The sequence below is a fragment of the Pontibacter indicus genome (assembly GCF_900156345.1).
Taxonomy (GTDB): domain Bacteria; phylum Bacteroidota; class Bacteroidia; order Cytophagales; family Hymenobacteraceae; genus Pontibacter; species Pontibacter indicus.
The window spans coordinates 79683-106438 of record NZ_FTPP01000003.1 but is presented as its reverse complement, the minus strand read 5'-3'; the positions used below and the strand labels follow the sequence as shown (position 1 = coordinate 106438).

The following is a 26756-nucleotide window of genomic DNA, read 5'->3' as shown; positions in this document are numbered from 1 at the left end:
AGCAGGTTATGAAAGCAGGAGGTTACGCTTCAGAGAAGTAGCCTCCTGCTTTTTTTATGTGACACGGCTTGCCTCAAAAAGATTGTTCTTTCGCAGAATCCTTGCAGCGTACACAAGCAGGAAGAGTAAATTCTTTCCGGATCAGATTTATACTTGAAAAAACCTCTATACCTGTAATGGACAAACTTTGTGCGTTGAAAACTTCAATTTACCCGCTCCCAAAAGGCAAAGCTTCAATATCTAATTTTTAGTATATATAAAATTTATGTATTTTGTAGTACTTTCTAGGTTGCCAATAGATCTGCGGTAAAGTTTGTATGCAGATTTCTGTCTGCCCGCAAAGCAAAATAACCCATTCGCTATGAAATACATGCTGCTCTCCGGTCTGTTCCTGTTCCTGTTTTTTATTCCGGAACTGAAGGCGCAAAGCCAGAAAGGGGAATTGAAAGGCCTACTCCTTGATGAAACATCCAAAGGTGTTCTCCCTTACGCCACAGTTGCCGTTTATACAGCCGCAGACACCGTGATGGTAACATACAGGATGAGTGACGAGAAAGGCAGCTTCCGTGTACCCGGTCTTCCTGTGGACCAGCAGTTCCGGGTAGTGATTACCATGATGGGCTTTAAGGTATACAGAAAAGAATTCAAGCTTACACCGGACCAGGCATCCCTCGACCTTGGTGTCATCAACATGGAGCAGTCGGCTAACCTGCTCAATGAGGTGCTGATTGTGGCTGAAACTCCCCCGGTTCTGGTTAGGAACGACACACTTGAATTTAATGCCTCCTCCTTCAAAACCCTGCCCACCGCACTAGTGGAAGACCTGTTACGCAAACTGCCAGGTGTTTCGGTCGATCAGCAGGGCAACATCATGGTGTATGGCAAGTCAGTACAGAAGATACTTGTGGATGGGAAAGAGTTCTTTGGCAGCGATCCTAAAATAGCGACACGCAACCTGCCGGCAAATGTGATCGACAAGGTACAGGTCATGAACGACACGGAAGCACTACGCCGCGACCCCGATATGCCCTATATGGAAATTCCGCAGGTAATTAACCTGACCTTTAAAAAAGGAATTAAGAAAGGGCTCTTCGGCAAAGTTTATGGCGGTGCAGGCACAAAAGAAAGATATGAAGTGGGGGGTATTGTCAATATGTTCCGCGACACCTCGCAGGTAAGTATAATTGGGTTCTCCAATAACCTTAACAGGGCCGGGTTTGACTTTGCAGACATCAGGAGAATTGGAGGTTTTGCCCGTAGCGGCTTTAACAGTATTGGGATGACAAGTGAGGGAGGAGTCAGGGTTAACGGAATTTCTTTTGGAGGGATGGGCCAGGGTATACAACAGTCTTCGGGTGGAGGCGCCAACTTTAACACGGTGACAAAAGGCGGCACTAAAGTGAACCTGCAGTACTTTTTTGGCGACAGCAGAGAAGACCTGAACCAGGTGGTCAATTCAGAGCAGTTTCTGAAAAGTGACACGCTCAACAGCCGTAGAAACAGAAGGCAAATCAGCAGAAGCGAAAGCCACCGCATTGGCGGAAAGATTGAGTGGAAACTCGGCCCCCTTACTACCTTAAGTATAAATCCAAGTGTTCAGTTCTCTTACCAGAACGCGAACCAAAACGTTTATACGAACACCTTCCGGCACAGCGGAAACCGACTGAATGAAAGTACCAATGAAGAAAATATAAACGGAGAGGGCATGGGCTTTGGCAACATCCTTAGTTTTGAACGCAGCTTCGAAAAGAAAGGAAGGCGACTGACACTATTCAGCAGAATGAACCAGTATGCTTTGTTACAGGACCAAATTAACGAAGCGGAAAACATTTTTTACCAGCCCGACCCAACCGCAACGCTACTTGATCAGTTGCGAAATACTGATCAGAACGACTTCGAGGTATACAATACGCTCTCGTACACGGAGCCGCTCAGCCAGGCCGTAAGCGCTACCTTCACGCTCAATTCAGAGTATTTTAACAATGACAATGTGTTAGCCACGTACCTGGCAGATCCCGAAACCGGAGAATATGACACGATTGTGCAGGGGCAGTCGAACGGACTAGATAGAAGCGGATGGCGGAACTATCTTACCTCAGGCCTTCGATGGAAGATTAAGGATGTAACGCTTCAGCCTGGTCTGCGCTTCACTGCCTTAAACATCAACAACAGGTTTCAGATTATCCCCGACATTAAGCAGAACTACTATTATGTATTTCCTAACCTCAATTTAAACTGGAAGCAATTCTATTTAAGCTATAATGTCAATCTGCAGGAGCCCTCGGCAGCCCACCTGCAACCTGTAGTGGATAATACAAACCCGCTGTTTATTTCTTATGGCAATCCATCCCTGAAGCCCACGGTAGCAAATACGCTTAGCATGAACTACAGGAAATTCGACAATAAGAAATCCATTACCTATAATGCTAACGTGTACGGTACTGTCCGTAACAATTTCATAACCAGAGCCCGAACAATTGATGAAAACGGTGTGCAGACTAGCAGACCTGTTAACACAGACGGCAACTGGATGCTGAATGGAAGCGGAGGGTTGATGAAAGACTTTAAGTACGACAAGAATAAGTTTTCGATCGGAGGCAACATGCTGGTTAGCTATGATAGATCACTTCTATTGTTAAACGGTTCCCGAAGCTTCAGCCAGAGCTGGAATTTCAGACCTAGAATGGAGGCCAGGATGAACCTGGATGATAAGCTGGAATTGAGCCAATCCTTTGATGTGAGCCACAGACGTAGTACGTACGAAAATAATGCCTTTAACAACTTAAGCGTCAGCACCCGAACCTCCAAATCGGAGATTGTGGTGCGGATGCCGAAAAGAATTGTCTGGGAAGCTACTTTCGACTACTGGTATAATTCCAACGTGGCGCCTGGCCTGCAGAACAGCTATGGCAGGCTGAACGCAGGGGTGACGTTCCTGTTCATGAAAGACGACCGCGCCCAACTGAAACTATCGGTTTACGATCTGCTAGACCAGAATATTTCAGCCAACAGGTTTATAAGAGAAAACCTGATTGAGGATTATCAGACCGAAATGCTAACCCGGCACGGCATGCTTACTTTTACCTACAACATCCGCAACTTTGGTGGCAAAGTAGGTGGCAGGCAAAACTCCCTTTTCCGGTTTTAAGGTAAATAGCCAGCTTCGGCCAGAGCTCATAATTAGAAATCCTGCAGAATTATTTTTTGCGGGATTTTTAATTATGTGTCATAAAGGAATGAACGTGCTGCAGCTTAAACTTCCAAAGGCCTCCTTTTCTACATCCAAACCATCCCATTTAAAATTTCGAACGTACTAAGTAGCTTTGATTGCAATCCGATTTCTTTATATTTAAACCCTGTTTTCACTTTGTCTGAAAAAGAAAAGTGGGACAAACAAAATCTAAACAAAAACAAAAAGAATGGCGACAGGACTACTCGCACTATTGGATGATGTGGCGGCACTGGTGAAAGTCAGTGCGGCAACCCTGGATGACGTACCGACGCAGGTGGCAAAAACAACCGGCAAGGTGTCCGGTATTGTGATCGACGATACGGCCGTGACACCGAAGTATGTGGTGGGGCTCGATCCCAAACGTGAACTCTCCATCATCTACCAGATCGCCAAAAAATCACTTATCAACAAGGCTATTTTCCTGGGGCCAGCCGCACTCGTGCTCGGCTACTTCGCGCCAGCGGTTATACCTTACCTGCTGATGGTGGGTGGCGCCTTCCTATGCTTCGAGGGCTATGAAAAGGTACACTCCATGTTCACCAAAACCCACGAGCCAACCGACGAACCCACCGAGGAAATGGCGGTGATCACGCCGGAGGAACTGGAGAAAGAACGCGTAGGCAGTGCCGTGCGAACAGACTTTATTTTGTCGGCCGAGATCATGGCCATCGCTTACGCCACCGTGGCGACGAGCCCGCTGCTAAATCAGGTCGTAGTGCTGATTGTCGTGGCGGTCTTCATTACCGTTGCCGTGTATGGCTTTGTGGCCCTGATCGTGAAAGCCGATGACATTGGCGTGCACATGGCGCAGGATAAATTTCACCCGACCACCCAAAAGATCGGGCGCAGCATCGTCAAGTCCATGCCGAAATTCCTTGTCATATTGGGTTATGTGGGCACAGCGGCTATGCTGTGGGTGGGTGCCGAAATCATCGCACACGGCTTGCACCTTCCGCTGGAAGTGATCGAAGCGCCGCTTGCTGATATACCTGCGCTGGCCTGGTTTGTGAAAGTGTTGGTACTGGCACTGGGCGGCTTGCTGCTAGGTGGTGTTATTGCCATGGTGATCAACCTGGGCAAGAAACTATTCAAGAAACCAGCCGAGAAAGTAGCGCATTGAGCAGCTTTGTTAGGGAAAACAGAAAAGGTCGCCTTGCTGAAAGGCGACCTTTTCTGTTTTTAAATGGACACGATTCGGAGCTTATGCCCGGGCAGTTTTGGCAGATCGCTGCCTGTCCAGACTATCCTGTTTCTTGGGTTTCTTCTTTTTGTTCCACCATACCAGGAAGCCGGTGATGGGCAGGCTGGCGCAGATCAGGCTGATGAAGAAGGCCAGGATCTTGCCCGGCATCCCCCAAACGATGCCCACGTGCATGTCGTAGTTGAGCATCACGAGTTGGTCTGCCAGGCTAGCCTCCGAGAAACGGTCGCCTTGCACCCGGTATGGCTCCAGGGTATGCTGGTCGTAATAGTATTCGTTGCGGTTATACCAGCTCCCGAAATTTTGATAAGCCGTCAGCTCTATGGCATCTTCCTCGTCTTCCAGGATCGGGGTCATGTACCAGCCCTGTGCATCGGGCTCCAGTGCCAGCGTTTTGTACCAGGCTTTGTCCAGCATCGACACGGTGTCGCTGGCAAACATACCTGCCTTGGTGGTGTCGGAGTGCGGATGGTGGTGGCCGGGCTTTTCTTTTCCGCCGGAAGTGAGGTAGTACAGCCCATTGCCGAACCACTCAAAACTCCAGACCAGGCCTGTCACAGCCAGCACGAAAGCCAGGATCAGGCTGTAGAAGCCCACTACATTGTGGAGGTCGTAGTTTACGCGCTTAAACTTGCCGTTCCATTTTATTTTGAAGCTTTTGTTGAGCTCAGACTTGCTCAGTTTTTTGGGCCACCACATCACCAGGCCGGTAAAGAGCAGGAGCACAAAAACGAGCGTGGCTATACCTACCACCGGGCGACCGATCTCGTAGGGCAGCCACAGGGCACGGTGGCCGTCTATAATAAATTGAAAGAAGTCGAACCCACTATCACCGTGCGATTGCTTCCTGAGAAACTCCCCCGTGTAGGGATTGATGAAGATGGCGGTAAAGTCTCCTTCTCCGTTACCCATGTACCCGACTGCGGCGGCTCCCTCTTTGTTGCTGTACGTAAGGCCTGTTGGCTTTTGGCCTGGCATGTAGGCTTCCGCCGTGTCTAGTAGCTGGCTGGGCGGTACGAAGGGTTTGTCCTGCGCCTTCACAAAGCGCCAGGGCTCCAGCGCGTCTTTTATATCCGGCTCAAAAACATAGATACAGCCCGTGATGCTGACGATGAACACCACAATACCCGAGGTAAGTCCAAGCCAGAGGTGCAGCCAGTCGTTCACCTGCCTCAGCACACTTTTGCTGCCTTTCTTCTTGCTTTTCATCTTGGTCAGTAAAGGAGGTTTAAAAAGAAAATACCTGCTCCGTCAGGTGCTGACAGAGCAGGTATGGGAGTTGTTAAAGCTTTGAAATGCCGGCCACAAAGTTAGCCTCCACCTCAGCACCTTTGGTGGCGGTGTTGGTTTCGGTGTCGATGCGGTACACAAAAATACTGCTTTCCTCAGGTATAGCCATATACACAAATTTGCCCTCCTGCAGTGCCGCCAGTCGGCGTCCATTGCCGGCGTGCTCCGGCAAGCCGTTGATGTAATTGATCGTCTTGTTGTTCAGGTCAATGATGGCTGATTTCAATGGTCCGTCGGTCCAGGCGGCCTGCTGATTTCTGGCGGCTGTGTTGATCTCGGCAAAGGCCTTTCCGTTGCCCAGGTATTTCAGGTGTGAAATGGTTTTGCCTCCGGTGATCTGGTCAACATCGAAAAAGTACGTTTGGTCGAAGGAAGTTTCGCCACTTTTGATGCGCAGAATACCGGGCTTGTTGGTCACCTGGCTGTAGCCGTTTGCCGGGTTGGTGTGCGACAATGCATACACATTTCCCTGCTCATCCTCTATCAGGCCTGACTTGGTGTTAAAGCCACCGATGGGGCCGGTACGGGTATCCTCAATTACGCGCTGAAACTCCAGACCCGGATAGGTAAACACTGCGATCTGTGCCTTGTCCGTATGCGGTGTTGCGTAAGTAGTCGGGTCGCTGATGTAGTAGCTCAGGTATAGGTAGTTTCCGCTGATGGCCATACCTGAGTAGGAAGGCGCTTTGAGGTTGGTGATGGCAGAAACCAGGTGCTGCTTGGTGTTGGTAACCGTTACAGTATTGGGGCTGATGGTATGGAACTTGATCACGTCGGAGGTGGAGGCCATTTCCACGCCGATCAGGGTGTTGTCATCGGCCTTCACAATGTCTGACAAGCTGTTGGGGAAAGAGACGTTGCCGATCTGCTTCAGCTCACCGGATTCATTTTTAGAGATACCCACCACATTCACGTCATCCAGGCCGCCGATGCTGTAGATGGTTTTGCCGATTTGCGTGAAGTCGAAGTAGCCCGACTGCTCTATACCTTGTCCTTTGGCTGAAAGGCTTCCCGTCATGAGGTCGCTAAAGGGAACGGTATAGTAGCTGAAAATACCATCGCTGCCCTGCACGGCAAGCGACATCACATAAGCACTTTCCGTAGCATCGGGGCTAGGGCTATCGTCGTTGCTGTCGCAGGAGGAGAACAGGAGAGCGGAGCAAAGGCTCAGCACTGGCAAGACCAGTTTTCTGGTGTATTTAATGGAGAACATAAGGTTTGTATTTAGGTGAATATTAAAGGAGATATCTGAATTTCAGGTAAAAGGCGCGGCCGGGCTTCTGCAGATAATACTTGTCGTAAAGCAGGGCATCGGTCAGGTTCCGGCACTCGATCGCGACGTTGTACCGGCCCTCCCGGAAGCTGCCGGAGAGTTCGAGGTTGTGCGATGACTGCGTAGGGATCACTTTCTTGGAGTCGCGGGAGCCCAGCTCGGCCCAGCTCAGGAAGTACTGCTCCACATAGTTGTAAAAATAGTTGACGTTCCAGACAGCCCCCGGAACCAGCCCATTCCGGAAAGTGAGGCCCGCATTGGCATTGCCGAACATATAAGGCGTGTTAGGCAACCGGTAGCCGCGCTGGAAGTTGCGTTGGTAACCCGTGCCGGTATAAGACTCGTTGTACACGAATTCAGCCTGGTCGGTGATGTTTTGGAACGTGAAGTTGCCTCCTAAGCGAAGCATTTCGCGCCAGCCGTAGCGCAGACTGCCTTCCACGCCCAGCGTGCGGGTTTCGCTCAGGTTTTCGTAATTGGTTAGCGGGCTACCAACCTTTACCACTTGGTAGATGAGGTCTTTTGCGTCCCGGTAGATGAAGCTGCTTTCGAGGTTCAACTGGTGGTCATTGCCCAGCTTGAAACCGTAGGTTGCACCGGCATTCAGGTTGTCGCTCTGTTCCGGTCCGAGATCTGGGTTTGGCAGTACAAAGAGTCCGTCTCCGAATAGCTCAGTGGCCCAGGGCATGCGGTAGGTATGCTCGTAAGACGCCTTTAGCTGAAGTTGCGGCAGCACGAAATAGGTAGTCGCCAGGCCGTAGCCGAAGTTCTGCTTGCTCGACTCCAGCGCTTCGGTTCGTTGCGTCTCGAGGGCAAAGTCATACAGCTTGCTTGTTCTGGCATGCAGGAAATAAGCCTTGCTGAAAAGCGTGGTGCTCCATTTTTCGTTCGGGTCGAACTTGTAAGCCAGGCCCAGCACCTGTTTGGTCAACGACTTCGGAAACTGATTCTCTATCCGGTCCGGATTCTCAGAATCGAAAGTCTCGCGGCGGAAATCTGACAGGGCATAGTTGAAGGCCAGCGAGTGCTTCGGACTGAGGGTATAGCCCGCATTGAGTTGGCTGTTGAATTCGTTGTCGTCGAACTTGGTAAAGGTGCGCGACAGCTCGCCGTTGTTGGAGCCTGGCGTATAGGTAGCCTCTCCGAGCCAGTTGTAGGTAACCCCGCGTAACGTATCGATCACCTCACTTTTGGTGATGTTGTAAGCTGTGTAGAGGCTCAGGTTCAATCCGTCGACCAATAGGTCTTCTTTGCTATACCTGAAGGTAGGCACCACCGATTGGGAGTTGCTCAGAATACCGCCGTACACGCTGTTCATGGTAGCGCCGGTCTGCACCTGCTTGTCGTTGCCCGTGGCGATCACCCCAAACAACAGGTTGTCGGCAAATTTCTGGTTCACCCAGCCGGTTTCGAGCTTCACAGTGCCGGAACGGTAACGATCGTGGAAGCGCTCCACCTCCGTTGTGTCGACGATGTTGCTGCCTTGCCTGATCGGGACCAGTACCCGGTAGTTGTTGTCGGAGTAGTTGTAGTTGACATTGCCCCGGAAGGTATAGCCGGTGGTCGGGTTGGTATAGGCGCCGTTAAGCGACAGGCGGTGCGTGTTAAAAGAGCCAATGGAATAGGAGGCGTCCAGAAAATTGGCTTTGCGGTTGGTGATGATGTTGACGGCACCACCCAATGCATCCGTGCCCAGCCAGACCGGCACCACGCCCTTGTATACCTCAATCCGGTCGATGGTGTTGACCGGAATATCGCTCATCTGCAGCGAAGTGCCGAAGTTGTCCATCGGAATGCCGTCCAGGAAGAACTTGACCTGATCACCGGAAAAACCATTCAGGGAAAAGGTCAGGTTCGAGCCCAGGCCGCCTTCCTCCAGCACCCGAACACCGGCCACCCGGTTCAGCACTTCTTTCGCATCGGAGGTACTGTTCTGCAATTCTTTTGTGGAGATGGCCGTAACCGCATAAGGCTGCTCATTCACTTCCCGGGTGGCGGACTTGCCGATAATCTCCACGCCTTTCATTTCAAACGACTTTTCACGAAGCTGCCTGTTTACCTCCAGCCGCTGCGAGGGCCGGAGACTGATACTCTGTTCCGCCGTCTCGAATCCGATAAAACTGAATTGCAGGGTATAGTCGCCCGGGGCAAGGCCCGTTAACTCAAAATTACCGGAGGCATCGGTCACTGCCACCCGTTTTGCCTCCTGCAGCACCACGCTCACGCCCGTCAGGGGCTCTCCCGAAACCGTGCGCACTTTCCCTGCTACACCTGCCATACCTGACTCCTGAGCCCAGACTATGCTGTTGAAGCTGGCCAGGACCAATAGACTTAGCGCAAACCCGATGATTTTATGAAGCTGCCGCAATACCTCTTATTATTTAGAATCATTATAAACTGAGGCAAAGCTATGACAGAAAATTTAACGGTCAAAATTATTTAGAATAATTCTAAACAGATAAATAAAGTGTATTAAAAGGTTATAGGTCAAGCTTGTTGTAACAATTAATTTTATCAGTTCATGTAGTTTTTAGCGGACTCCGACACCAGTTTCAGGATGTTTTTGAGCACCGGGCTGTTGTCGTTTCTGCGCCAGGTCACATACAGGTTCGTTTTGTAGGGCAACCTGATGAAGCGAACAGCGGGGAGGTCGCTGAACGAGTAGGAGTAAGGCAGAATGGTCACGCCCAGCCCCTTGGATACCAGCCCCAGCACCATGCCCCCGAAGTCGGTTTCGATGCGCACGTCCGGCGTGATGCGGTAGTCTTCGAAGATCTGACGAAGCCCTGCGGTATAGTAGGTCGTTTGCGCCAGGTTGGAGAGGATGAACTTTTCATGCTGCAGGTCCTGCATACCGGTGAAGTTTTGCTCGGTGAGGCGGTGGCTTTGGGGCACAACCAGCGCATAAGGCTCCGAGTAAAGGAACTCCGACTGCAGCGCGGGGTTTTGGGCGGGGTCACGCCTAAAGGCCATATCCATCTGGTAGCCGAGCAACAACTGCTCAAAGCTAATGTCGGTTGGCTCCACTAAATCCACCTTCAGCTCGGGCAGGGCCTTGGAAATACCGGTGATCAGGTCCGGCATGAAGCCATAGGCGATCGAGCCAGGGTAACCGATCCGAACCGTGCCGAATGCGCCTTCGTGTATTTTGCGCGCCTGCAGGTGCACCCGGTTTATTTCGTCGAGCAGCGGCGCCCACTGGTCGCGCAGAAAGGCACCGGCCGCGGTCAGCTTCACGCTCCGCTTGTTCCGCTCGAACAACTGCACCCCCAGTTCGTTTTCCAGGGCCTTTATCTGCCGGCTGAGGGCAGACTGCGTGATGAACATGCGCTCGGCCGTGTTCCAGAAGTGCAGCTCCTGTGCCAGTGCCAAAAAATACCTGATCTGCTGTAGCTCCATCTGCTGTGATTTGTTTTTTGCATTAGTCAAGCGAATAAAAGCATTTCTAAGCCCATTTCCACCTGTTTATTTTGCATGTATCAATTTACTATGGAACAAACGATGACTATACTACGCAAATACATGGGCGAGGCAATTGGTTGGGTAGGGGCTTTTTTTTCGCTGGCGGCCTTCAGCCTGAACAGCATGGGGTTCACCCACGGGCAGTCGGTCGAGTACCTGGGCATGAACATCCTGGGCTGCCTGTTCATGATCTTTTACGCCGTGTCCAAGAAAGCGCATGCCAGCTCGGTGCTCAACACCATCTTTTTGCTTGTCGCCGTCATTGCCCTGGTGCGGGCTACTTTCCTATAGGTATAGCCCCGCGGCATTAGCTGCTAAAGCCATCCAGCTGCCCCAAACACACGATCCCTGCAGTCGAAAAGCTGCAGGGATTTTTTTTGCCAAGGTATAAGCCTGCCTGCTCCTGCTGATGTTCTTTGGTTATCTGCCTTATGCCTTGATACATAAATGGTTGAAGACGTAAAATAGAGCAATGATGTGCAGATTTTTTCCATCGCAAGGCAACCCTTTTAAGAATTGGTCCGTGATGGGGGCGCAAATTCTGGAACAGTGAGCAAAACAGAAGGCGAAGTATTGGACGTGTTGCTACCCAAGTGTCTGAAACAGGACCGCGGGGCGCAGAGAGAGCTTTACCGGCTCTTCTACGGCTACGCCATGAGTGTATGTGTCCGCTACTCACAGGATGCCGAAGAAGCGAAAGATGTGCTGAACGACGGGTTTCTGAAGGTGTTCACCAGGCTGGATCAGTACCATCCGCCCAAGCCGTTCAAAGGCTGGCTGCGGCGCATCATGATCAACACGGCCCTGGACAACTACCGGCACAACCTGAAGAACTATCACCTGCAGGACATCGACCAGGCAGCGCCGGCCACCGATCCGTTTGATGTGGAGCAGCAGCTCAACTACGAGTACCTGATCGCCCTGGTGCAGCAGCTATCGCCGGCCTACCGGACTGTCTTTAACCTGTACGCCATCGACGGCTATACCCACGAGGAGATAGCCGAGACGCTGGGTATAGCTGTGGGCACGTCGAAGTCGAACCTGGCCAAGGCGCGGGCAAATTTGCGGGAGGCATTACAAAGGAGCAAAATCGATGAGCACAAACAATATGTCTGACGAGGAGCTGGACCGCCTGTTCAGGAAATCAGCCGACCACTACGACCCTCCCTTCGACGAAGAGGCGTGGGCGGCGATGGAGCGGAAACTGGACGGGGCGCAGGGTGGCGGGGCAGGTATAAAGCGCTATCTGCCCGGTGCGCTGCTGGCCTTGCTGGTAGCGGTAGGACTTGTCTGGATGTTCCTGGAAAGAGAAGCTTCTCCTCCCGAAACCGCTGCTATACCTGCAGCACAACTAGGAAAAGAGAATCCAGGATTTGCTGCTGAATCAGAAGTGGCTGCTGAATCACATCACGCCAAAGGGGCAGCGTCTACTACCTTGCCGGAGCCACCTTCACCCACTGCGCCATACCCTGCCGTGCAGCCAGGTTCCGGCGACCGCATTGCAGAAAAGTCTGTACAGAAACGCAACGCTATACCTGATCGCAATGCTATACCTGTAACTCCTATACCTGAGGACCACGCTATACCTGAGCGCGCGGCTTTGACTGCCCTTGCTATACCTGCGAACCGATTTGCCGGAGAAGAGGAGCCATTGCAAACAGTAGAGGCCGTGATCCCCATGACGCGACAGCTTGAGCCGAAGCCAGTTGCAGGTATAGCCCGGCAGGAAGCGACACTCCCTATACCTGAACAAGCGCCTATACCTGCCGATAGCAACCAGGCAATGAAGCAGCGGGAGCGGGTGCTTCTGCGCAGTGTCGGTGTTACGCTGGTAGTGGCACCGGATATTACCACCGTGCGCTTCAAGCACCGGGATGCGGTGAGCGCCAACGCGGGGGTGTTGCTGAGTGTGCCGATCACCCGTCGGCTGAGCCTCGTGACGGGCGCGGTGTGGGCGAACAAACGCTACCAGGCCACGTCCGCAGAATACAAACCCTCCCCCGACTACTGGGACGGCAAGCGGCTGCCGGATGTAATCGCAGCCCAATGCCGGGTGCTGGATATACCTGTCAACCTGCAGTACCAGGTGCTGGGCTGGGGCAAAAACACACTTTCGGTGCAGGCCGGGCTATCCAGCTACCTGATGCTGAACGAAGCATACACCTATACCTATTACTACCCTGGAAGGGACTCTTACGAGCACACCCGGGAGTTCTCCAACAAAAACAGACACTGGTTCGGGATACAGAATCTGTCTGTAGGCTATACGCGTCAACTGTCTCCTGCCATCACGATCGGAGCGCAGCCCTTCGTTAAGATACCGCTGGCAAGTATTGGCGAAGGGCGAGTGAAGCTCACCAGTGCAGGAGTGTTTTTTACGGCCGGCTATACCTTAAAATAACATCACCAAATTCTACGGGAGTTTACTACACCACGCGATGACGAGCCTCAGGCTGCGTCAGGAAGAATCTCTATGCTTTTACATTTTGAATCAAGTTCCTTAATTTTTTAATGAAGATGAAAACGTTTCGAATCAATCCCGGACTACTGCTTGGCGCGCTGCTGAGCCTGACCTGCATCATGACTGCCTGTGACGACGACGACGATGATGATACCACCGTGATACCCGGCAACGAGATTGTGGCCCTGAAAGAAGTGGCGCTGACCGGTGCCGAAGAGGTGCCGGCTGTCACGACCCAGGCGACGGGCACTTTCAAGGGCACTTATAACATGGATACCAAGGTGATGAACTACACGATCACTTTTCAGGGAATCACGCCAACCGCCATGCACTTTCACAAAGGCGGCGTAGGTGTGCCGGGTCCGGTTACCATACCGATTAACCCTGGCACCAGCAACGACCCTTACTCCAGTACCAACCCTTTCAACAGCCCGATCATCAGATCCACCCCGCCGCTCACCGCAGCGCAGGAGGCCGAGCTGCTCGGTGGGGAATGGTATGTGAACATTCACAGCGCTCAGTTTCCTGACGGCGAGATCCGGGGACAGATTACCCGCTAAGGGCATGACATGTTGCCTGGCTGTTCTGCTCACTGGCAGCCGGGCAATTATGTCTTGCTAAGCCGGGAAAGGTATGGCGGGCATCTTTAACAAGAGGAATTTTATCTTTGTACCTTTTTTTATTAAATTTAAACATACAATGATCAACAGCTTACAGATAGCATGACGATGCGACCCTGAAACACCACCCTCCCACATGATTCAAACCCAAGACGAGCTATTAAAAGATCTGGAAGCCATCAGGCAGATTCAGATTATACCCACCATGCTCGAAGTAATATGCCAGACCACCGGAATGGGGTTTGCAGCGGTAGCCCGCGTAACAGAAGACAGATGGCTGGCCTGCAGCGTGCGCGACGAAGTGAACTTTGGCCTGGAAGCGGGCGGTGAACTAGAGATAAAAACAACCCTTTGCGACGAAATAAGGGCGCACCATCAACCGATTGTGATTGACAACGTGGCAGAGGATCCAGTGTACAGGCACCACCATACCCCACGGATTTACGGACTCCAGAGCTACATCTCTATACCTGTCTTTCTTAGAAACGGCGACTTTTTCGGAACGCTCTGTGCCATCGACTCCAGGCCGGCGCTGGTGAATAACCCGAAGGTGATCAACATGTTTAAGCTGTTTGCCGAGCTGATCGCCTTCCATCTGGAGAGCATGGACTTGCTGGAGCGCAGCAACACGTTCACGGCAGAGCTGCAGAAAGAAAACAGGGGCCTCGCTAGCGCAAATTTCGACCTCGACAATTTCGTGTATACGGCCTCTCACGACCTAAAATCGCCTGTTGCCAATATTGCAGGGCTTATCGAGTTACTCTCTATTTCCGTTTCGAACGAGCACCTGGATCGGGAGGAGCTCCAGCAGATTACCGCCATGATGAAGACCTCGCTCAAGCGTTTCTCCACCACCATCCGGGACCTGACAGCCATTGTAGAAATCGATAAAACCGGACCCGATGCAGAGTCTGCCGTGCTTGACCTGAACCAAGTGGTGGAGTCTGTGAGGCAGGACTTGCAGAGTCTTGTGCTGGAGAACGGGGCACAGATAGAGGTGATCGCTGCGGATTGTCATTTGACGGGCTTTACGCTAAAGAATTTCAAAAGCATTCTCAGCAACCTGATCAGCAACGCCATCAAATACCGCTCTCCCGAACGAATACCGTATATCACCGTCCGGTTAGAGAAACGTGATGGGAATGACTGGCTTTCGGTGCAGGACAACGGACTAGGTATACCACCCGACAAGCAGGACAGTGTGTTTACGATGTTCAAGCGGGCCCACGACCATGTGGAGGGCAGCGGTGTCGGGCTTTACATCGTGAAAAGAATGGTGGACAATGTGCAAGGGAAAATTGAGGTAAGCAGCGTGGTGGGCGAGGGCACTACCTTCACGATCATTTTTTAGAAAAGCGCTTGCAGCGTATTCTCTGCGCCATAAGTATACCAAACAAAAGAGCAGGGGCACCAACGAAAATTAGTGTCCCTGCTCTTTTGTTTGGCGGTCTGTGTGCTTAGCTGCCCAGGTTAGGCAGTATCACTTTGTCGATGACGTGAACGACACCGTTTGTGGCCTGCACATTCAGCAGGGAAGGTATAAGGTTGGCAACCCGGCCCTGTGTGTCGGTCAGGGTCAGGTTCCCCGTGTTGACATAGAACGTATCCCCGTTTACGGTCTCAACTGCGCCGGAGCTCAGGTCACTTGAGTACACACGGCCTTCCACCACATGGTATAGCAGAATCTGTCTGAGGACGCTCTCAGGCACATCATCCAGGCTGGCAAATCCAAGTTCTCCTAAAGCAGCCATAAATGCTTCGTTGGTTGGGGCAAACACGGTATATGGGCCGCCGGTAGCCAGTGTGGCAGCCAGGTCCGCTTTAACAACTGCCTGCACCAGAATCGAGAACTCCGGATCGAAGCTCAGGGCCAGGTCTACCAGGTTAAGGGTTGGCGGCATCAGCACTTCGTCAATCACATGAATCACGCCATTCAAGGCGCGGGCATCGGCAAGCAGCACATCAGCACCGTTTACCTGCACACCTCCGTTCAGGGTGATGTTAACGGCCGCACCGTTGAGCGTAGGCAGATAGCCTGCCGTCAGGTCAGCAGCATACACTTTCCCTTCTACGGCATGGTAGAGCAGAATCTCCCGCAGGTTCGGCACACTGCCGATGTTGTTGGGGTATAGACCCAGCTTGGCAAACGCCTCATCAGACGGGGCAAACAGCGTCAGGTCATTTTTAGCCACTGTAGACGTAAGTGCGGTTTTGGCCAAGGCAACCAGCAAGGTGCTGAAGGTGGGCTTGCGTTCGTTTTGCTTTCGGGCGGCTGGCTGTGCTTTGCCCTTCATTAGGTCGGTTTTCTGCAGCACGGTCAGCATGTCTTCCGAAGCGGAGAGCAGGTCGGTCTCCGGTTGCACGTCGTCCTGTCTGTCGCAGGCCGAAAAGGAGAAGACGATAGCCAGCAGAATAGCCAGCGCACCCAACTTGTTCCTGAAAATGGAGGTAGTTACTGTTTTCTTCATGTTTTTGTTTTTTTAAGTGAGCGTTATATTATTCTACTAAGCTCAACCGGCTGTTATTTCAAATGTTTATACCTGAGGGCAAAATATTCAGTGTTATACCGCTGGTATAGAGATAGATAGGGTGATATGTGGCGAGTTGCCAGAATAGGATAGGACGCCACACGGCGAGCTGCTCAACCTGCCAGCAACTCGTCCGACACAGGATAATCTTAACACAACTGAAGTAGGCTTTAGCTGCGCTCTACCACGATATACCTGGCCGAGAAGCCGTTTTGCTTGTAGAGTAACTGAAGGGCCGTGATAAGCGAAGCTATACCTGTCGTTTTGGTTTGCCGGCCACCGAGTGGCTGGAGGTAATTCTGGAATCCACTGCCTGGCACACGCATGACCACGCGCCGGGCATCAGCCTCCTCCACTTCGGTCAGGGCTTTGGCGAGCACCACCTGGCGCATGTAGGGCAGGGCCGTTTTCATGCTGCGGTAATCCGAGAAGGCGTAAAGGCGGGAATAGGCGCTGAGCTTGACAGAGTTCACGCCCCAAATTAAGGTATAAATCCTTACCAGAACATCATGTCCAGCAAGTTGATCTTGTTTGTGTAGGGCTCCAGGGCACGCTTGGATCCCAGTCCCCTGATCAACCCGATAATGTGGGATTCGGGGTTACTCCACACTTCGGCAAAGAAATCGCCCATGTCGTAGAGCTGGATGCGGTAGCCACGGCGGCCCCGTTCAGCCAGAAAGGTGCCATGCGCCCATATCATCTCCAGTCTTCCAGCCAGGGTGTGGGTGTTGAAGAAGCTGAGACTTGGGTTCTGGTAAGGGTATTCGGGTGTAGATGCTTTATTAATCACTGCAGGGTTCGTCAGGGTTATCGTAATCCCAGTACACTTCAATCGTGGCGGGCTTGTCCAAATAGGCAGGTATAGGTGTGTAGATGATCAGCTCCCAGCCGGCTTTTTGCATGTCCTCCCGGTGCAAACGCCTGACTTGCCACATCAACCGTTCATGGATTTCCAGCCCGATGGGGCGGTGGCTCCCCACATACGGACTCCCCTCTTCAAATTTGAATGTGGTGGTATGCATAAACTACAATTTTAGCAGGTATACATACTACTACGTGAGTTGTTACGGGTAGGATGGTGTAACAGCTTGAAAATATGTATTTTATTCTCTTTCCATACCGGATTTCCTGAAAACCATGACGTGTTGCAAAGGCAGATCGGTCTCACTGCGCTCTAATGTAAAGCCGCTTGCCTGCAGCTCTTTTTTTATTTGCGCTGCACTCATCTTATGCAAAGCCCGAATTTTCACGTTCGGGTCTTCTGCTTTGTACTCAAGCAAAATCAAGCGGCCGTCCGGCTTCAGGGTCTGGTGAATATCCTGCAGCACTTCCTTTGGAAACTCGAGTTCATGGTACACATCCACCATCAGTGCAACGTCCGCGGACTGCGCAGGCAGGTGGATGCTTTTAGAACTGCCCTTTACTATTTCTACATGCGGAGTCTCTTCTTTCTTTTTTCGGTCTTGCAACTGCTCCACAAACCGATCCTGCACCTCCACGGCGTATACCTTGCCCTGCGGCACCAGAGGGGCTATCTGAAAGGTATAGAACCCTGTGCCTGCGCCAATGTCTGCTACCACATCGGTTGGCTTTAGTTGCAGGTATTGCAGAATTTTGGTCGAGTTCTCTTCTTCCTGCCGGGTGTCGCGGTCCAGCCAGTTGCCCCCGGTCGCCGACATGATGGCGGCAATCTCACGGCCCATGTATACCTTGCCTGTGCCTCCCGACGAAGGCTTTTTGTAGGTATAGCCTTTCTGCTGTGTTGCAACGGTGGCTTGCTGTGCCTGGCAGGCGTGGCAACTGCTTAGGCAAAGGGCCAGAAGCAGGGCAAGCAGGAGGGGAGAGCCGGTAAGTTTTGTCATAGCGTGTATTTTTCCAGTCGCTGGGTCAGGTCGTCAATCAGCTGTTCGGTCCATTTCTCGGCTACTAGTTCGTAGTCGGTGTCCTCCCAGTTTTGCAGGTAATCCTTCTCCAGCCATACGTTGTCCTGGTTCGGACCGATGGTATAGAAAGTGCGCTCTAGTTTGAAGAGCAGGTCCTTGGTCAGGTCAAAGTTGTCGGCGCCCACCCGCTGGAAGCCCTCCAGCCGCAGCCTTAAACCCATCTGGTTCACATTCCCCTTGTCGAGGCTAATTTCATTGGCGGCATCGGAGCCCGGTTCGCGCGTCCAGGTGTCGACCAGTTTCTCCAGCTTGAAGTCATGGAAAAGCGCGATGACATCGGCCAGGTGCTGGTGAATGTGTTGTGCCAACTTAGGCAGAATAGTTTCGTAGAGCTTGCGCAAAGCCAGCTTGTCTTTAATAGGGGAATCTTGCATGGTAAAAGGAAGTATGCCGTTCTCTCTATACGAGCGGACGCATGTTTTTGCCACCACCAGGGGAGGATACTTACCTAACGTTTGCAGATGCCACTTCAGGTATAGCAGGTGGCCTTAAAATTGCCCCGTAAAGCATTTGGTCTATTTTTTGTATCTTGTGCTGAAATTTATCATTCACTTTAATATTCTATGAAAGAACAGATCATATCGGCTGGAAAGATATCCGGCGTGGCGGTGATGCTGGCGCTGGCGAGCTGTACCTCGGTGAAGACGCAGGAGCAGACGCAGCAGACCCAGGCCACCACAGAGCAGCAAAAGGCTGAGACCAACCCGCTCATGCAGGAGTGGACGGGCCCTTACGGCGGCGTGCCGGCCTTTGATAAAATGAACCTGGCCGACCTGAAGCCGGCGATGGAGAAAGCCATGGCCATGAACCTGGCCGAGATCGAAGCCATTGCCAACAACCCGCAGCCTGCCACCTTCGCCAACACCATCGAGGAGATGGAAAGAGCCGGAGAGGAACTGGGCCGTGTGTTCACCTACTACGGCATCTGGGGCAGCAACATGTCTACGCCGGAGTTCAGAAAGGTGCAGGCAGAACTGGCGCCGAAGATCTCTGAGTTCAGCTCCAAGATCTCTCAGAACGAGAAGCTGTTCCAGCGCATCAAGACTGTTTACGAAAACGCTCAGAAAACCCCGCTTCCAGCTGACCAGCAGCGTGTGGTGCAGCTCGTGTACGAAAACTTCGCCATGGAAGGCGCTGACCTGAGCCCTGAGAAAAAGAAGCGTTACGCTGACATCAACAAAGAGCTTTCGTCGCTCTATACCGCCTTCGGTAACAACGTGCTGGCGGATGAAGAGAAATACGTGGTGTTCTTCACCAAAGACCAGCTGGGCGGATTGCCGGAGTCTTTTGTGAAAGCCGCTGCCAAGGCTGCCGCTGACCGTGGCAAGCCAGGCCAGTACGCCGTAACCAACACCCGCTCGAGCATGGACCAGTTCCTGACCTACTCTGACGAGCGCGGACTGCGCGAGCAGGTATGGAAGAACTACTACTCCCGAGGCGACAACAACGACGCCAACGACAACAAGAAGAACATCGTCGACATCCTGAAACTGCGCCGCGAGCGCGTGCAGCTGATGGGCTACGACAACTACCCGCAGTGGAGGCTGCAGAACCGCATGGCCAAAAACCCGGAGGCCGCCATGGACCTGATGATGGCCGTGTGGCCGGCAGCAGTGGCCCGTGCCAAAGAAGAAGTGGCCGACATGCAGAAAGTGGCTGACAAGACGAGCAAGACCAAAATCAAGATCGAGCCGTGGGACTACCGCTACTACGCTGAGAAAGTGCGCCAGGACAAGTATGACCTGAACTCCGACGAAGTGAAGCAGTACCTGGAGCTTGGTAACCTGACCCAAGCCATGTTCTTCACAGCAGGCGAGCTGTTCAACTTCAAATTCACGCCGGTGCCGGAAGGTTCTGTGCCTGTGTTCCAGGAAGACGTGAAGGTATGGGAAGTGACGGATAAGACCACTGGCGAGCACATCGGTCTGTGGTACCTCGATCCGTTCGCGCGTCAGGGCAAGCGCTCTGGTGCCTGGGCGACGACTTACCGCGCCCACACGACCTTTGATGGCAAAAAGACTGTACTTTCTTCGAACAACTCCAACTTTGTGAAGCCTGCGCCAGGCGAGCCTGTGCTGGTTTCGTGGGACGATGCGACTACTTTCTTCCACGAGTTTGGCCACGCGCTGCACTTCCTGGCTTCGAACGTGAAGTACCCGACGCTCAACAGCGGCGTGCGTGACTACACCGAGTTCCAGTCGCAGCTGCTGGAGCGCTGGCTGTCTACCGACAAGGTGATCAACCAGTTCCTGAAGCACTACAAGACAGGTGAGCCGATGCCAAAAGAGTTGGTAGCCAAAATTGAGAAAGCCGCTACTTTCAACCAGGGCTTCGAGACAACCGAGTTCCTGGCTTCTGCCCTGATGGACATGCACCTGCACCTGGCTGATCCAAACACTCTCGACCCAGACAAATTTGAGAAGGAGACACTGGCCAAGCTAGGTATGCCGAAAGAGATCGTGATGCGTCACCGTACGCCGCACTTCACACACGTGTTCTCTGGTGAAGGCTACGCCACCGGTTACTACGGTTACCTGTGGGCCGACGTGCTGACCTCTGACGCAGCTGAGGCATTTGCCGAAGCGCCAGGCGGCTTCTACGACAAGCAAGTGGCTGACAAGCTGGTGAAATACCTGTTCGCGCCGCGCAACGCCATGGACCCTGCAGACGCTTACCGTCAGTTCCGTGGCCGCGATGCCAAGATCGATGCGCTGATGCGTGACCGCGGCTTCCCGGTGCCGGGTGAGCAGACTAAGAAGACCAACGGTCAGACTAAAAAGTCAGGCGGTCAGAAATAGTAATCATCAGGCTATACCTGGCTGCAAAACAGTCGCAAGGTATACAGCGCTGAAAACTGCTAAAAGCGGTGTGGGAAAATTCCCGCACCGCTTTTTTTATGGGTTTGGATAACCTTCGACACCTTGCCTCGTCTTTAAGAGCAGGCCTGTTCGAAAACAAGGCAAAAGCCATTGAGAAAAGCTTTACTCTACCGGATACTGTGGATTCTATTGCTTCTCTTTCAGATTGGTCAGGTAAGCCTGGCGCAATCCCCGGAAGAGAAGCCCAAGGAGAAGCCCTATCTGAAACTGGGCGGTGCCGTGCGCTTCAACTACAACCTCTCGACCTGGAAGCAGGACCAGCTGGAGCGCGGCGGAGATTTTGGCTTTGACATGTTCCGCATCAACGCCGAAGCCGAGTACAGGGGCATCAAACTAAATGCTGAGTTCCGCCACTACTCCCAGGCCTTCGGAGGCTCCTTTCTCAAGCAAGCCTGGTTCCAGTACGACTTCGACGAGGGATCCCAGCTGCAGGTCGGCCTAAACCAGGTGCCCTTCGGCATCCAGCAATACAACTCCAACAACTGGTTCTTTAACATTACTTACTATGTGGGCTTTGAGGACGACCACGACATGGGCGTGAAGTACATCCGTGACTCGGGGCGCTGGCAATGGCAGGCGGCCTATTACAAGAGCGCCGAGGAGTTCGTCTTTGCGTTGACCGACCCCAGCCCCAACCGCTATTCCTACGACGTGACCGGACGGAACAAGGAAAACAACCAGCTGGACCTGAAAATACTGCGGCGCCTGGGCGATAGCCTGGCCCATGAACTGGGCGTTTCGCTGCAGGGCGGGCTGCTCTACAACCTCGACACCGAGCGCAACGGCACCCGCTACGCCGGGGCAGTGCATTACGAATACAAAACGGACCACAGCCCCTGGAACATCAAGCTGCAGGCCATGCTTTACCGCTTTAACCCCAAGTATGTCTCCGGTGCCGAGATAGACTTTGTGGAAATGGGTGCTTATGGGGCCAACTACAACGTGGCCAACAGCGGGGAAATCTATACGGCAGGCGTCGCCTACCACATTCCTTTGCAAACCCGCCTCGTACAAAGCGTAGACATTTACAACAACTACGGCTTTTACCGCAAGAGTGTGAGCGGCTACGAGAATGCGCAGATGAACGTGCTTGGCGCACTTACAACGGCCGGCCCCATGTACATCTACACCGACGCGGCCTTCGGCTACAACCACCCCTGGCTGGGGCCGGAGTGGACGAACGCCTTTGCCAATGGTACCCCGGGCGACGCCAAATGGCACATGCGCTTCAACATCAACATGGGGTATTATTTCTAACCTTTGAAGACAGAATGTATGAGTAAAACAGGAAGTGATACAAAGAAATCGTTTGGCCTGGATGTAAACGCCCCCGTGTTCTGGTCCTCTATCGTGTTCCTGGTGGTCAGCATCACCCTGGTGCTTATTTTCAGGGAGGGTGCGGAGGAGTTCTTCAGCGCCACCCAGGCGGCTGTCACGGCAAACATGGGCTGGCTGTTTATTCTGAGTGTGAACCTGTTTGTAGCTTTCTGTTTCTACATGGCCTTCAGTCGGTTTGGCAAGATAAGGCTGGGAGGCAAGGACGCTAAGCCGGAGTTTACCACCTCCGCCTGGTTTGCCATGCTGTTCAGTGCCGGCATGGGCATCGGCCTGCTGTTCTGGAGCATCGCCGAGCCCCTCAACCACTTTCAGACGCCCCCACTTGGCGAGCCCGGCACACCCGCCGCTGCCCGCCAGGCCATGAACTTCACGTTTCTGCACTGGGGGCTGCATGCCTGGGCGATCTACGCACTCGTGGCGCTGGCGCTGGCCTTCTTTACCTACAACCGCAAGTTGCCGCTAACGGTACGTTCCGCCTTCTATCCATTCCTGGGCGAGCGCATCCACGGAATAGCTGGCCACGTGATCGATATCCTGGCCGTGATCGCGACGCTGTTCGGACTGGCTACCTCGCTGGGCTTTGGGGTACAACAGGTGGCAGCCGGGCTGAACCACGTGTTTCCTGCCATCGCCAATACCATCACGACCCAGATCATCCTCATCGCAGTGATCACGGGCATCGCCACCATTTCCGTCGTAACGGGGGTAGACAAAGGGGTACGCATCCTGAGCGAGTGGAACATCCGGGTTGCGCTGTTTATACTGGTGGCGGTCCTGGCGCTGGGGCCCACCGTGTTCATACTTGGCTCCTATGTACAGAACACCGGCTCCTACATCGGCAATTTCATGCAGCTCTCGTTCTGGAACGAAGCCTACTCCACCCGCAACTGGCAAGGTAGCTGGACGGTTTTTTACTGGGCCTGGTGGATCTCCTGGGCGCCTTTTGTGGGCATCTTCATTGCGCGGGTTTCCAAAGGACGCACCATCAAAGAGTTCGTCCTGGGTGTGCTCATTGCTCCTTCGCTGCTTTGCTTTTTGTGGATGACGGCCTTTGGCAGTACCGCCCTGCGCGAAACCCTGGCCGGCGACCCTACCATCGCCAATGCCGTGGCGGCCGACATGTCCACCGCCCTGTTCGTGTTCTTCGAGCAACTGCCGTTTTCCACTGTGCTGTCGGTGATAGGCGTCATCCTGGTGGCCGGCTTCTTCGTCACTTCTTCCGACTCCGGTTCGCTGGTGGTGGTGAGCCTGACCTCTGGCGGCAAGCTAAACCCATCGGTTGGCATCCGTGTGTTCTGGGCATTGGTAGGAGGGGCCATTGCGGCGGTGCTTTTGCTCGGCGGCGGCTTGCAGGCACTTCAGACGGCCGTTATCATTACCGGCTTGCCCTTCGCCATCATCCTGTTGCTCATGTGCTACAGTCTCTACCTGGGCCTGACAGAGGAAGCAGAAGAGGAGGCAAAAATTGGCAAGGTGCAGCAGCGCAAGGCGTATCAGCAACTGGTAACCGAGATGCTGGCCAGGCGTGCCCAGAAGCAGGAAGCTAAAGCAGCCGAGACCAAACAAGACAATCCAGTATCACCTAACCCCGATGCGCTATGATCACGATAGATGCCATGATGGTCTGCCTCGACCTGAGCGAACTCGACGATAAACTTATTGCCTTCTCCCGCTCCGTATGCGAACGCCTGCAGGTCCGGAAAGTGTACTTCGTCCACAACATAAAGCTCTATGAGCTGGCCGATGAATTCCGGGAGATGCTCGGCGATCTGGATCTCAGCCAGGAGGTGGAGGGCAACATCGCTGACTTGGTAGCCGAACAGTTTGGCAACATCACCGATCACGAAATACTGGTCAGTCAGGAGCCCAACACAGAGGTGATACTGGCCAACCTGGTGAGGCGCTACAACATTAAGCTTACGCTGCTGGGCAAGACCATGAGCGACAAAAGAACCGGCGCTCAGGGCACCAAATTGCTGCGCATTCTGCCCTGCAGTGTGCTCGTCTGCCCCGAAACGGCCAGCTTCAACCTGCGGAAAGTACTCGTGCCGATCGACTTCTCCGATACCTCGCTGCATGCGCTCCGGCTGAGCAAAGCCCTGACGGACCAGTTGGGGCTAGAGCTAGAGATACTGCACGTATACCGGCTGCCAACCCAGTTTTTCCCGCTCATATCAGAAGAAGAGGCCATCCGGAAGGCAGTGGAAGTGGTGAAAGGAAAATTCGCTGACTTGCAGCGGCGGCACCCGGAGATAGCCGGTGTGCCCTATACCCTGGTGCGCGCAGCCAACAAAACCATTGCCGAGCGCATTGCCCTGCACCAGGAGAAGGGCCACCACGACCTGCTGGTGCTGGGCCTGAGAAGCATGAACGCACTGCCAGCACTGAGCCTGGGTAGCGTCGCTGCTGATGTGTATAACTCAGACGTCGGTGTGCCGCTGTGGCTGGTGTACCCCGAGGAGCCGGCCAGGAAATAGCAGGTATACCTTGCCTGCCGTGTGAACGGCTGGGGCTTATAAGGGCACCCTAGGATAGTTGAAAACTTCCACCTCCTGGCCATTGCGTGTATGAAGCAGCCGGCTTGGGCGATTGGCCTGCGCCAGTTCGTGTGCCCGGGCTAATGCCTTATCTTCCTCCTGGAATACCTCCACCACAGTCTTGTCGTGGTCGAGCACCTGCCACTGCGCCTTTTCCTGATCCCACTGTATGCGGTAAATGTGCTCCGCTATCGGCCGGTTGCGGAGCAGGTCCAGGATGTACTTGCCGTCGCTGTAGCTACCGTCCGGGTAAGGCATGGGCAGCAGCGCAAAGAAGATGTAATACAAGGAGAAGTACGTGAACTGGTAGGTGAGCAGCCCGGGCCTGATCATTTCCTGCTCCACCAGGTAGACGACAGCCATTGCCGACAGTGCGTTGAACAACACGCCACCGGAAAAGATGAGGATGTTGGGAAAGCGCTGGTTGCGCTTCAGGTTATCATAGGAGCAGAGGCCATACCAGAAATAGTACTGCCGGACTTCCAGCATGCCCAGGCGAAAAAGCACATCGCCGGTGCCGACCGTGACCCGGATGTTCTTGCCGCCCATCAGCCAGGCAAAAAACACATGGCCCGCCTCATGCAGAAAGGAAATGACCGGCAGCACAAGGAAGAAGGCCAGAAAGAACTTCGGGATGTCGTTGATGCCAAACATGTTTCTTGTTACGGCGTCCCGAAAAATTGTATGTTTAAATGGAGCGGTGAGACCTTCCTTCACAAACAAGACTTGTGAAGTTGCTATACCTACGACCGCCGTTCAGGTATAGCCTGATAGGGTGGTCAGCAGCCGGAGGAGAAAATCAAATTAGTCTCCAGGCTCCGTGCCGTTTACTGCTGACAGTTACCTGTACGCCCCGCCCCAGTACTTGGACTGCAGCGTACGGTAGGTTTCGCCCTCCCTGGCCAGGGCATCCAGAAACAGTTTATAGTACTCCTCAGCTTGCTTGGTGGGATACATTTTCTTCAAGAGGCCGTCAATCCAGTACTCTTCGCCACTGATGAGCGGGTCCATCAGAAAAACATAGGTATAGGTACCATCCTCCTCCGGTGCTACGGGGTTGAGCACCCGAGTGTGTTTAAAGGCACGCTGCGCTTTCTCGTCCAGTTTAGAGGAGGCGGGCCAGAATATCTCATAAACAAAGCGCTCGAACTGTTCGCGCTTATCCGGCTTCACATGATTGATAACCACCCATACCGTATCGCCCCTGCATCGCTTGCAGCGGTCGGCTGTTGGAGGTCTGGGCCATTGAAAAATAAAGAGGCGCAACCAACAGTGCGGCAATGCACAGAAGGCGCTTTCCGAAAATCAGTAATGCTGTTTTCATAACCGTATACCTAGACTTAATGATGGATATAAATAAGGGTATACGTTGATATGAATTAATTAATTTTTAATAGGATATTCAATTTTATTTTAATTTAGTAAAGACAGCCTTGTTGCAGGTATAGTACTTGAAAAAAATAGGCTATGGAGCTTAATAGGGCATATTTTGTGTCTGAGAAGGGATAAAATTAGCGTGTGCGGGTCTGATTAGCGGACACTACACTAGCGAACATTTTTATTTGGGTGCCGTAACAGCTTATTTAATGAGTAGAAGAAACCGATAAGAGACACTACTCTATTTGCTTCGATGCATTCAGAATACCGATTACCAATTATGGATGAATTTTCTCTATTTACCAGCAAGCTTCAGTCTTGCGATCTAATAGTTTTGACAGAAGCGGACGAGATCCGTACCTACTGTCGTTTTTATGCCAATGGCCTTTACCAGGACAGAATGTTTATTTCAGATTCTGCTGTGAAGGAAAGTCTGACGCTTCTCAGCAGTGAGGAAGACGTCATCGACTGGAATGGCGTGCAAAATCTTCGAAAAAAGTACTGTGAAGCGTTCAGCTCCAGTGCAGGTGTAAACTCCGAACCCTCTGCAGAGGTTGTCTAGCTTTACCGCAGCCTTACTTTAATGGATTATCTTTTTGGGAGCGTGCTGGAAGG

Annotated in this window: 25 protein-coding genes; 12 read left to right on the top strand and 13 right to left on the bottom strand. The window is 52.8% G+C overall.

The annotated features are described in order from the left end of the window. Window positions 1-361: 361 nt before the first annotated feature. Entirely contained in the window at window positions 362-3148 is a 2787-nt protein-coding gene (locus B0B12_RS15280; RefSeq protein WP_076670660.1) for an outer membrane beta-barrel protein, read from the top strand. A 271-nt stretch (window positions 3149-3419) separates the two neighbouring features. Then, window positions 3420-4352 (top strand): DUF808 domain-containing protein, encoded by a 933-nt coding sequence (locus B0B12_RS15275; protein WP_076670658.1) that lies wholly within the window; start codon window positions 3420-3422, stop codon window positions 4350-4352. 81 nt (window positions 4353-4433) lie between these two features. On the opposite strand, the gene B0B12_RS15270 is transcribed toward B0B12_RS15275, so the two are convergent. The 4 genes from B0B12_RS15270 to B0B12_RS15255 form a co-directional block, all read right to left on the bottom strand. After that, a complete protein-coding gene (locus B0B12_RS15270; RefSeq protein WP_076670656.1) occupies window positions 4434-5642 on the bottom strand; it encodes a PepSY-associated TM helix domain-containing protein in 1209 nt (402 codons plus the stop codon). 73 nt (window positions 5643-5715) lie between these two features. Continuing rightward, on the bottom strand, window positions 5716-6936 hold the full coding sequence (locus B0B12_RS15265) for a DUF4374 domain-containing protein (RefSeq protein WP_076670654.1): 1221 nt from the start codon (window positions 6934-6936) through the stop codon (window positions 5716-5718). Between the two features lie 22 nt (window positions 6937-6958). Further along, a complete protein-coding gene (locus B0B12_RS15260) occupies window positions 6959-9364 on the bottom strand; it encodes a TonB-dependent receptor (protein ID WP_076670652.1) in 2406 nt (801 codons plus the stop codon). A gap of 146 nt (window positions 9365-9510) precedes the next feature. Next, the gene (locus B0B12_RS15255) at window positions 9511-10395 is read right to left on the bottom strand and encodes a LysR family transcriptional regulator (RefSeq protein ID WP_076671303.1); all 885 of its coding nucleotides are present in this window, start codon (window positions 10393-10395) and stop codon (window positions 9511-9513) included. A 90-nt stretch (window positions 10396-10485) separates the two neighbouring features. Between B0B12_RS15255 and B0B12_RS15250 the strand changes: the two genes are divergently transcribed. From B0B12_RS15250 to B0B12_RS15230, 5 genes are all read left to right on the top strand, one after another. Beyond that, a complete protein-coding gene (locus tag B0B12_RS15250; RefSeq protein ID WP_244554731.1) occupies window positions 10486-10749 on the top strand; it encodes a CBU_0592 family membrane protein in 264 nt (87 codons plus the stop codon). 258 nt (window positions 10750-11007) lie between these two features. Beyond that, window positions 11008-11574, top strand: coding sequence for an RNA polymerase sigma factor (locus B0B12_RS15245; RefSeq protein WP_076670650.1), 567 nt, complete (start codon window positions 11008-11010; stop codon window positions 11572-11574). After that, window positions 11552-12859 (top strand): hypothetical protein, encoded by a 1308-nt coding sequence (locus B0B12_RS15240; protein ID WP_139337818.1) that lies wholly within the window; start codon window positions 11552-11554, stop codon window positions 12857-12859. Before B0B12_RS15245 ends, B0B12_RS15240 begins: the two co-directional genes overlap by 23 nt. 116 nt (window positions 12860-12975) lie before the next feature. Continuing rightward, window positions 12976-13479 (top strand): CHRD domain-containing protein, encoded by a 504-nt coding sequence (locus tag B0B12_RS15235; RefSeq protein ID WP_170871883.1) that lies wholly within the window; start codon window positions 12976-12978, stop codon window positions 13477-13479. A 196-nt stretch (window positions 13480-13675) separates the two neighbouring features. After that, a complete protein-coding gene (locus B0B12_RS15230; RefSeq protein WP_076670644.1) occupies window positions 13676-14890 on the top strand; it encodes a sensor histidine kinase in 1215 nt (404 codons plus the stop codon). Between the two features lie 106 nt (window positions 14891-14996). Here B0B12_RS15230 and B0B12_RS15225 read toward each other — a convergent pair whose 3' ends face one another. The 6 genes from B0B12_RS15225 to B0B12_RS15200 form a co-directional block, all read right to left on the bottom strand. Then, window positions 14997-16007: a fasciclin domain-containing protein gene (locus B0B12_RS15225; RefSeq protein ID WP_076670642.1), complete on the bottom strand. Its 1011-nt coding sequence runs from the start codon at window positions 16005-16007 to the stop codon at window positions 14997-14999. Between the two features lie 230 nt (window positions 16008-16237). Further along, the gene (locus B0B12_RS15220) at window positions 16238-16540 is read right to left on the bottom strand and encodes a hypothetical protein (protein ID WP_076670639.1); all 303 of its coding nucleotides are present in this window, start codon (window positions 16538-16540) and stop codon (window positions 16238-16240) included. Between the two features lie 23 nt (window positions 16541-16563). After that, the gene (locus B0B12_RS15215; protein WP_076670636.1) at window positions 16564-16857 is read right to left on the bottom strand and encodes a hypothetical protein; all 294 of its coding nucleotides are present in this window, start codon (window positions 16855-16857) and stop codon (window positions 16564-16566) included. Continuing rightward, window positions 16850-17089 carry a hypothetical protein gene (locus tag B0B12_RS15210; RefSeq protein ID WP_076670634.1) on the bottom strand — a complete coding sequence of 80 codons (240 nt, stop codon included), beginning with the start codon at window positions 17087-17089 and terminating at the stop codon, window positions 16850-16852. Before B0B12_RS15210 ends, B0B12_RS15215 begins: the two co-directional genes overlap by 8 nt. An 81-nt stretch (window positions 17090-17170) precedes the next feature. Beyond that, complete coding sequence (locus B0B12_RS15205) at window positions 17171-17929, bottom strand: class I SAM-dependent methyltransferase (protein WP_076670631.1); 759 nt, start codon at window positions 17927-17929, stop codon at window positions 17171-17173. Continuing rightward, window positions 17926-18384: a hypothetical protein gene (locus B0B12_RS15200; protein ID WP_076670629.1), complete on the bottom strand. Its 459-nt coding sequence runs from the start codon at window positions 18382-18384 to the stop codon at window positions 17926-17928. The genes B0B12_RS15205 and B0B12_RS15200 overlap by 4 nt, the downstream gene beginning before the upstream one ends. Window positions 18385-18573: 189 nt before the next feature. Here B0B12_RS15200 and B0B12_RS15195 point away from each other — a divergent pair, with 189 nt between their 5' ends. The 4 genes from B0B12_RS15195 (at window position 18574) to B0B12_RS15180 (ending at window position 24704) form a co-directional block, all read left to right on the top strand. Next, the gene (locus tag B0B12_RS15195; RefSeq protein ID WP_076670626.1) at window positions 18574-20808 is read left to right on the top strand and encodes a M3 family metallopeptidase; all 2235 of its coding nucleotides are present in this window, start codon (window positions 18574-18576) and stop codon (window positions 20806-20808) included. Window positions 20809-20979: 171 nt separating this feature from the next. Continuing rightward, the gene (locus B0B12_RS15190; protein WP_244554730.1) at window positions 20980-22146 is read left to right on the top strand and encodes a hypothetical protein; all 1167 of its coding nucleotides are present in this window, start codon (window positions 20980-20982) and stop codon (window positions 22144-22146) included. Window positions 22147-22164: 18 nt separating this feature from the next. Further along, window positions 22165-23829 carry a BCCT family transporter gene (locus tag B0B12_RS15185; RefSeq protein WP_076670623.1) on the top strand — a complete coding sequence of 555 codons (1665 nt, stop codon included), beginning with the start codon at window positions 22165-22167 and terminating at the stop codon, window positions 23827-23829. After that, on the top strand, window positions 23826-24704 hold the full coding sequence (locus B0B12_RS15180) for a universal stress protein (protein WP_076670620.1): 879 nt from the start codon (window positions 23826-23828) through the stop codon (window positions 24702-24704). The genes B0B12_RS15185 and B0B12_RS15180 overlap by 4 nt, the downstream gene beginning before the upstream one ends. 36 nt (window positions 24705-24740) lie before the next feature. Here B0B12_RS15180 and B0B12_RS15175 read toward each other — a convergent pair whose 3' ends face one another. The 3 genes from B0B12_RS15175 to B0B12_RS20385 all read right to left on the bottom strand — a co-directional run bounded on the left by B0B12_RS15175 (window position 24741) and on the right by B0B12_RS20385 (window position 26088). Beyond that, window positions 24741-25418, bottom strand: a complete 678-nt coding sequence (locus B0B12_RS15175; protein ID WP_076670617.1) for a site-2 protease family protein — start codon at window positions 25416-25418, stop codon at window positions 24741-24743. A 186-nt stretch (window positions 25419-25604) separates the two neighbouring features. Further along, window positions 25605-25937, bottom strand: a complete 333-nt coding sequence (locus B0B12_RS15170) for a hypothetical protein (protein WP_076670614.1) — start codon at window positions 25935-25937, stop codon at window positions 25605-25607. Then, window positions 25924-26088, bottom strand: a complete 165-nt coding sequence (locus B0B12_RS20385) for a hypothetical protein (RefSeq protein WP_170871882.1) — start codon at window positions 26086-26088, stop codon at window positions 25924-25926. The genes B0B12_RS15170 and B0B12_RS20385 overlap by 14 nt, the downstream gene beginning before the upstream one ends. Before the next feature lie 333 nt (window positions 26089-26421). On the opposite strand from B0B12_RS20385, the gene B0B12_RS15165 reads away from it, so the two are divergent. Then, a complete protein-coding gene (locus B0B12_RS15165) occupies window positions 26422-26703 on the top strand; it encodes a hypothetical protein (protein ID WP_076670611.1) in 282 nt (93 codons plus the stop codon). Window positions 26704-26756: the final 53 nt, after the last annotated feature.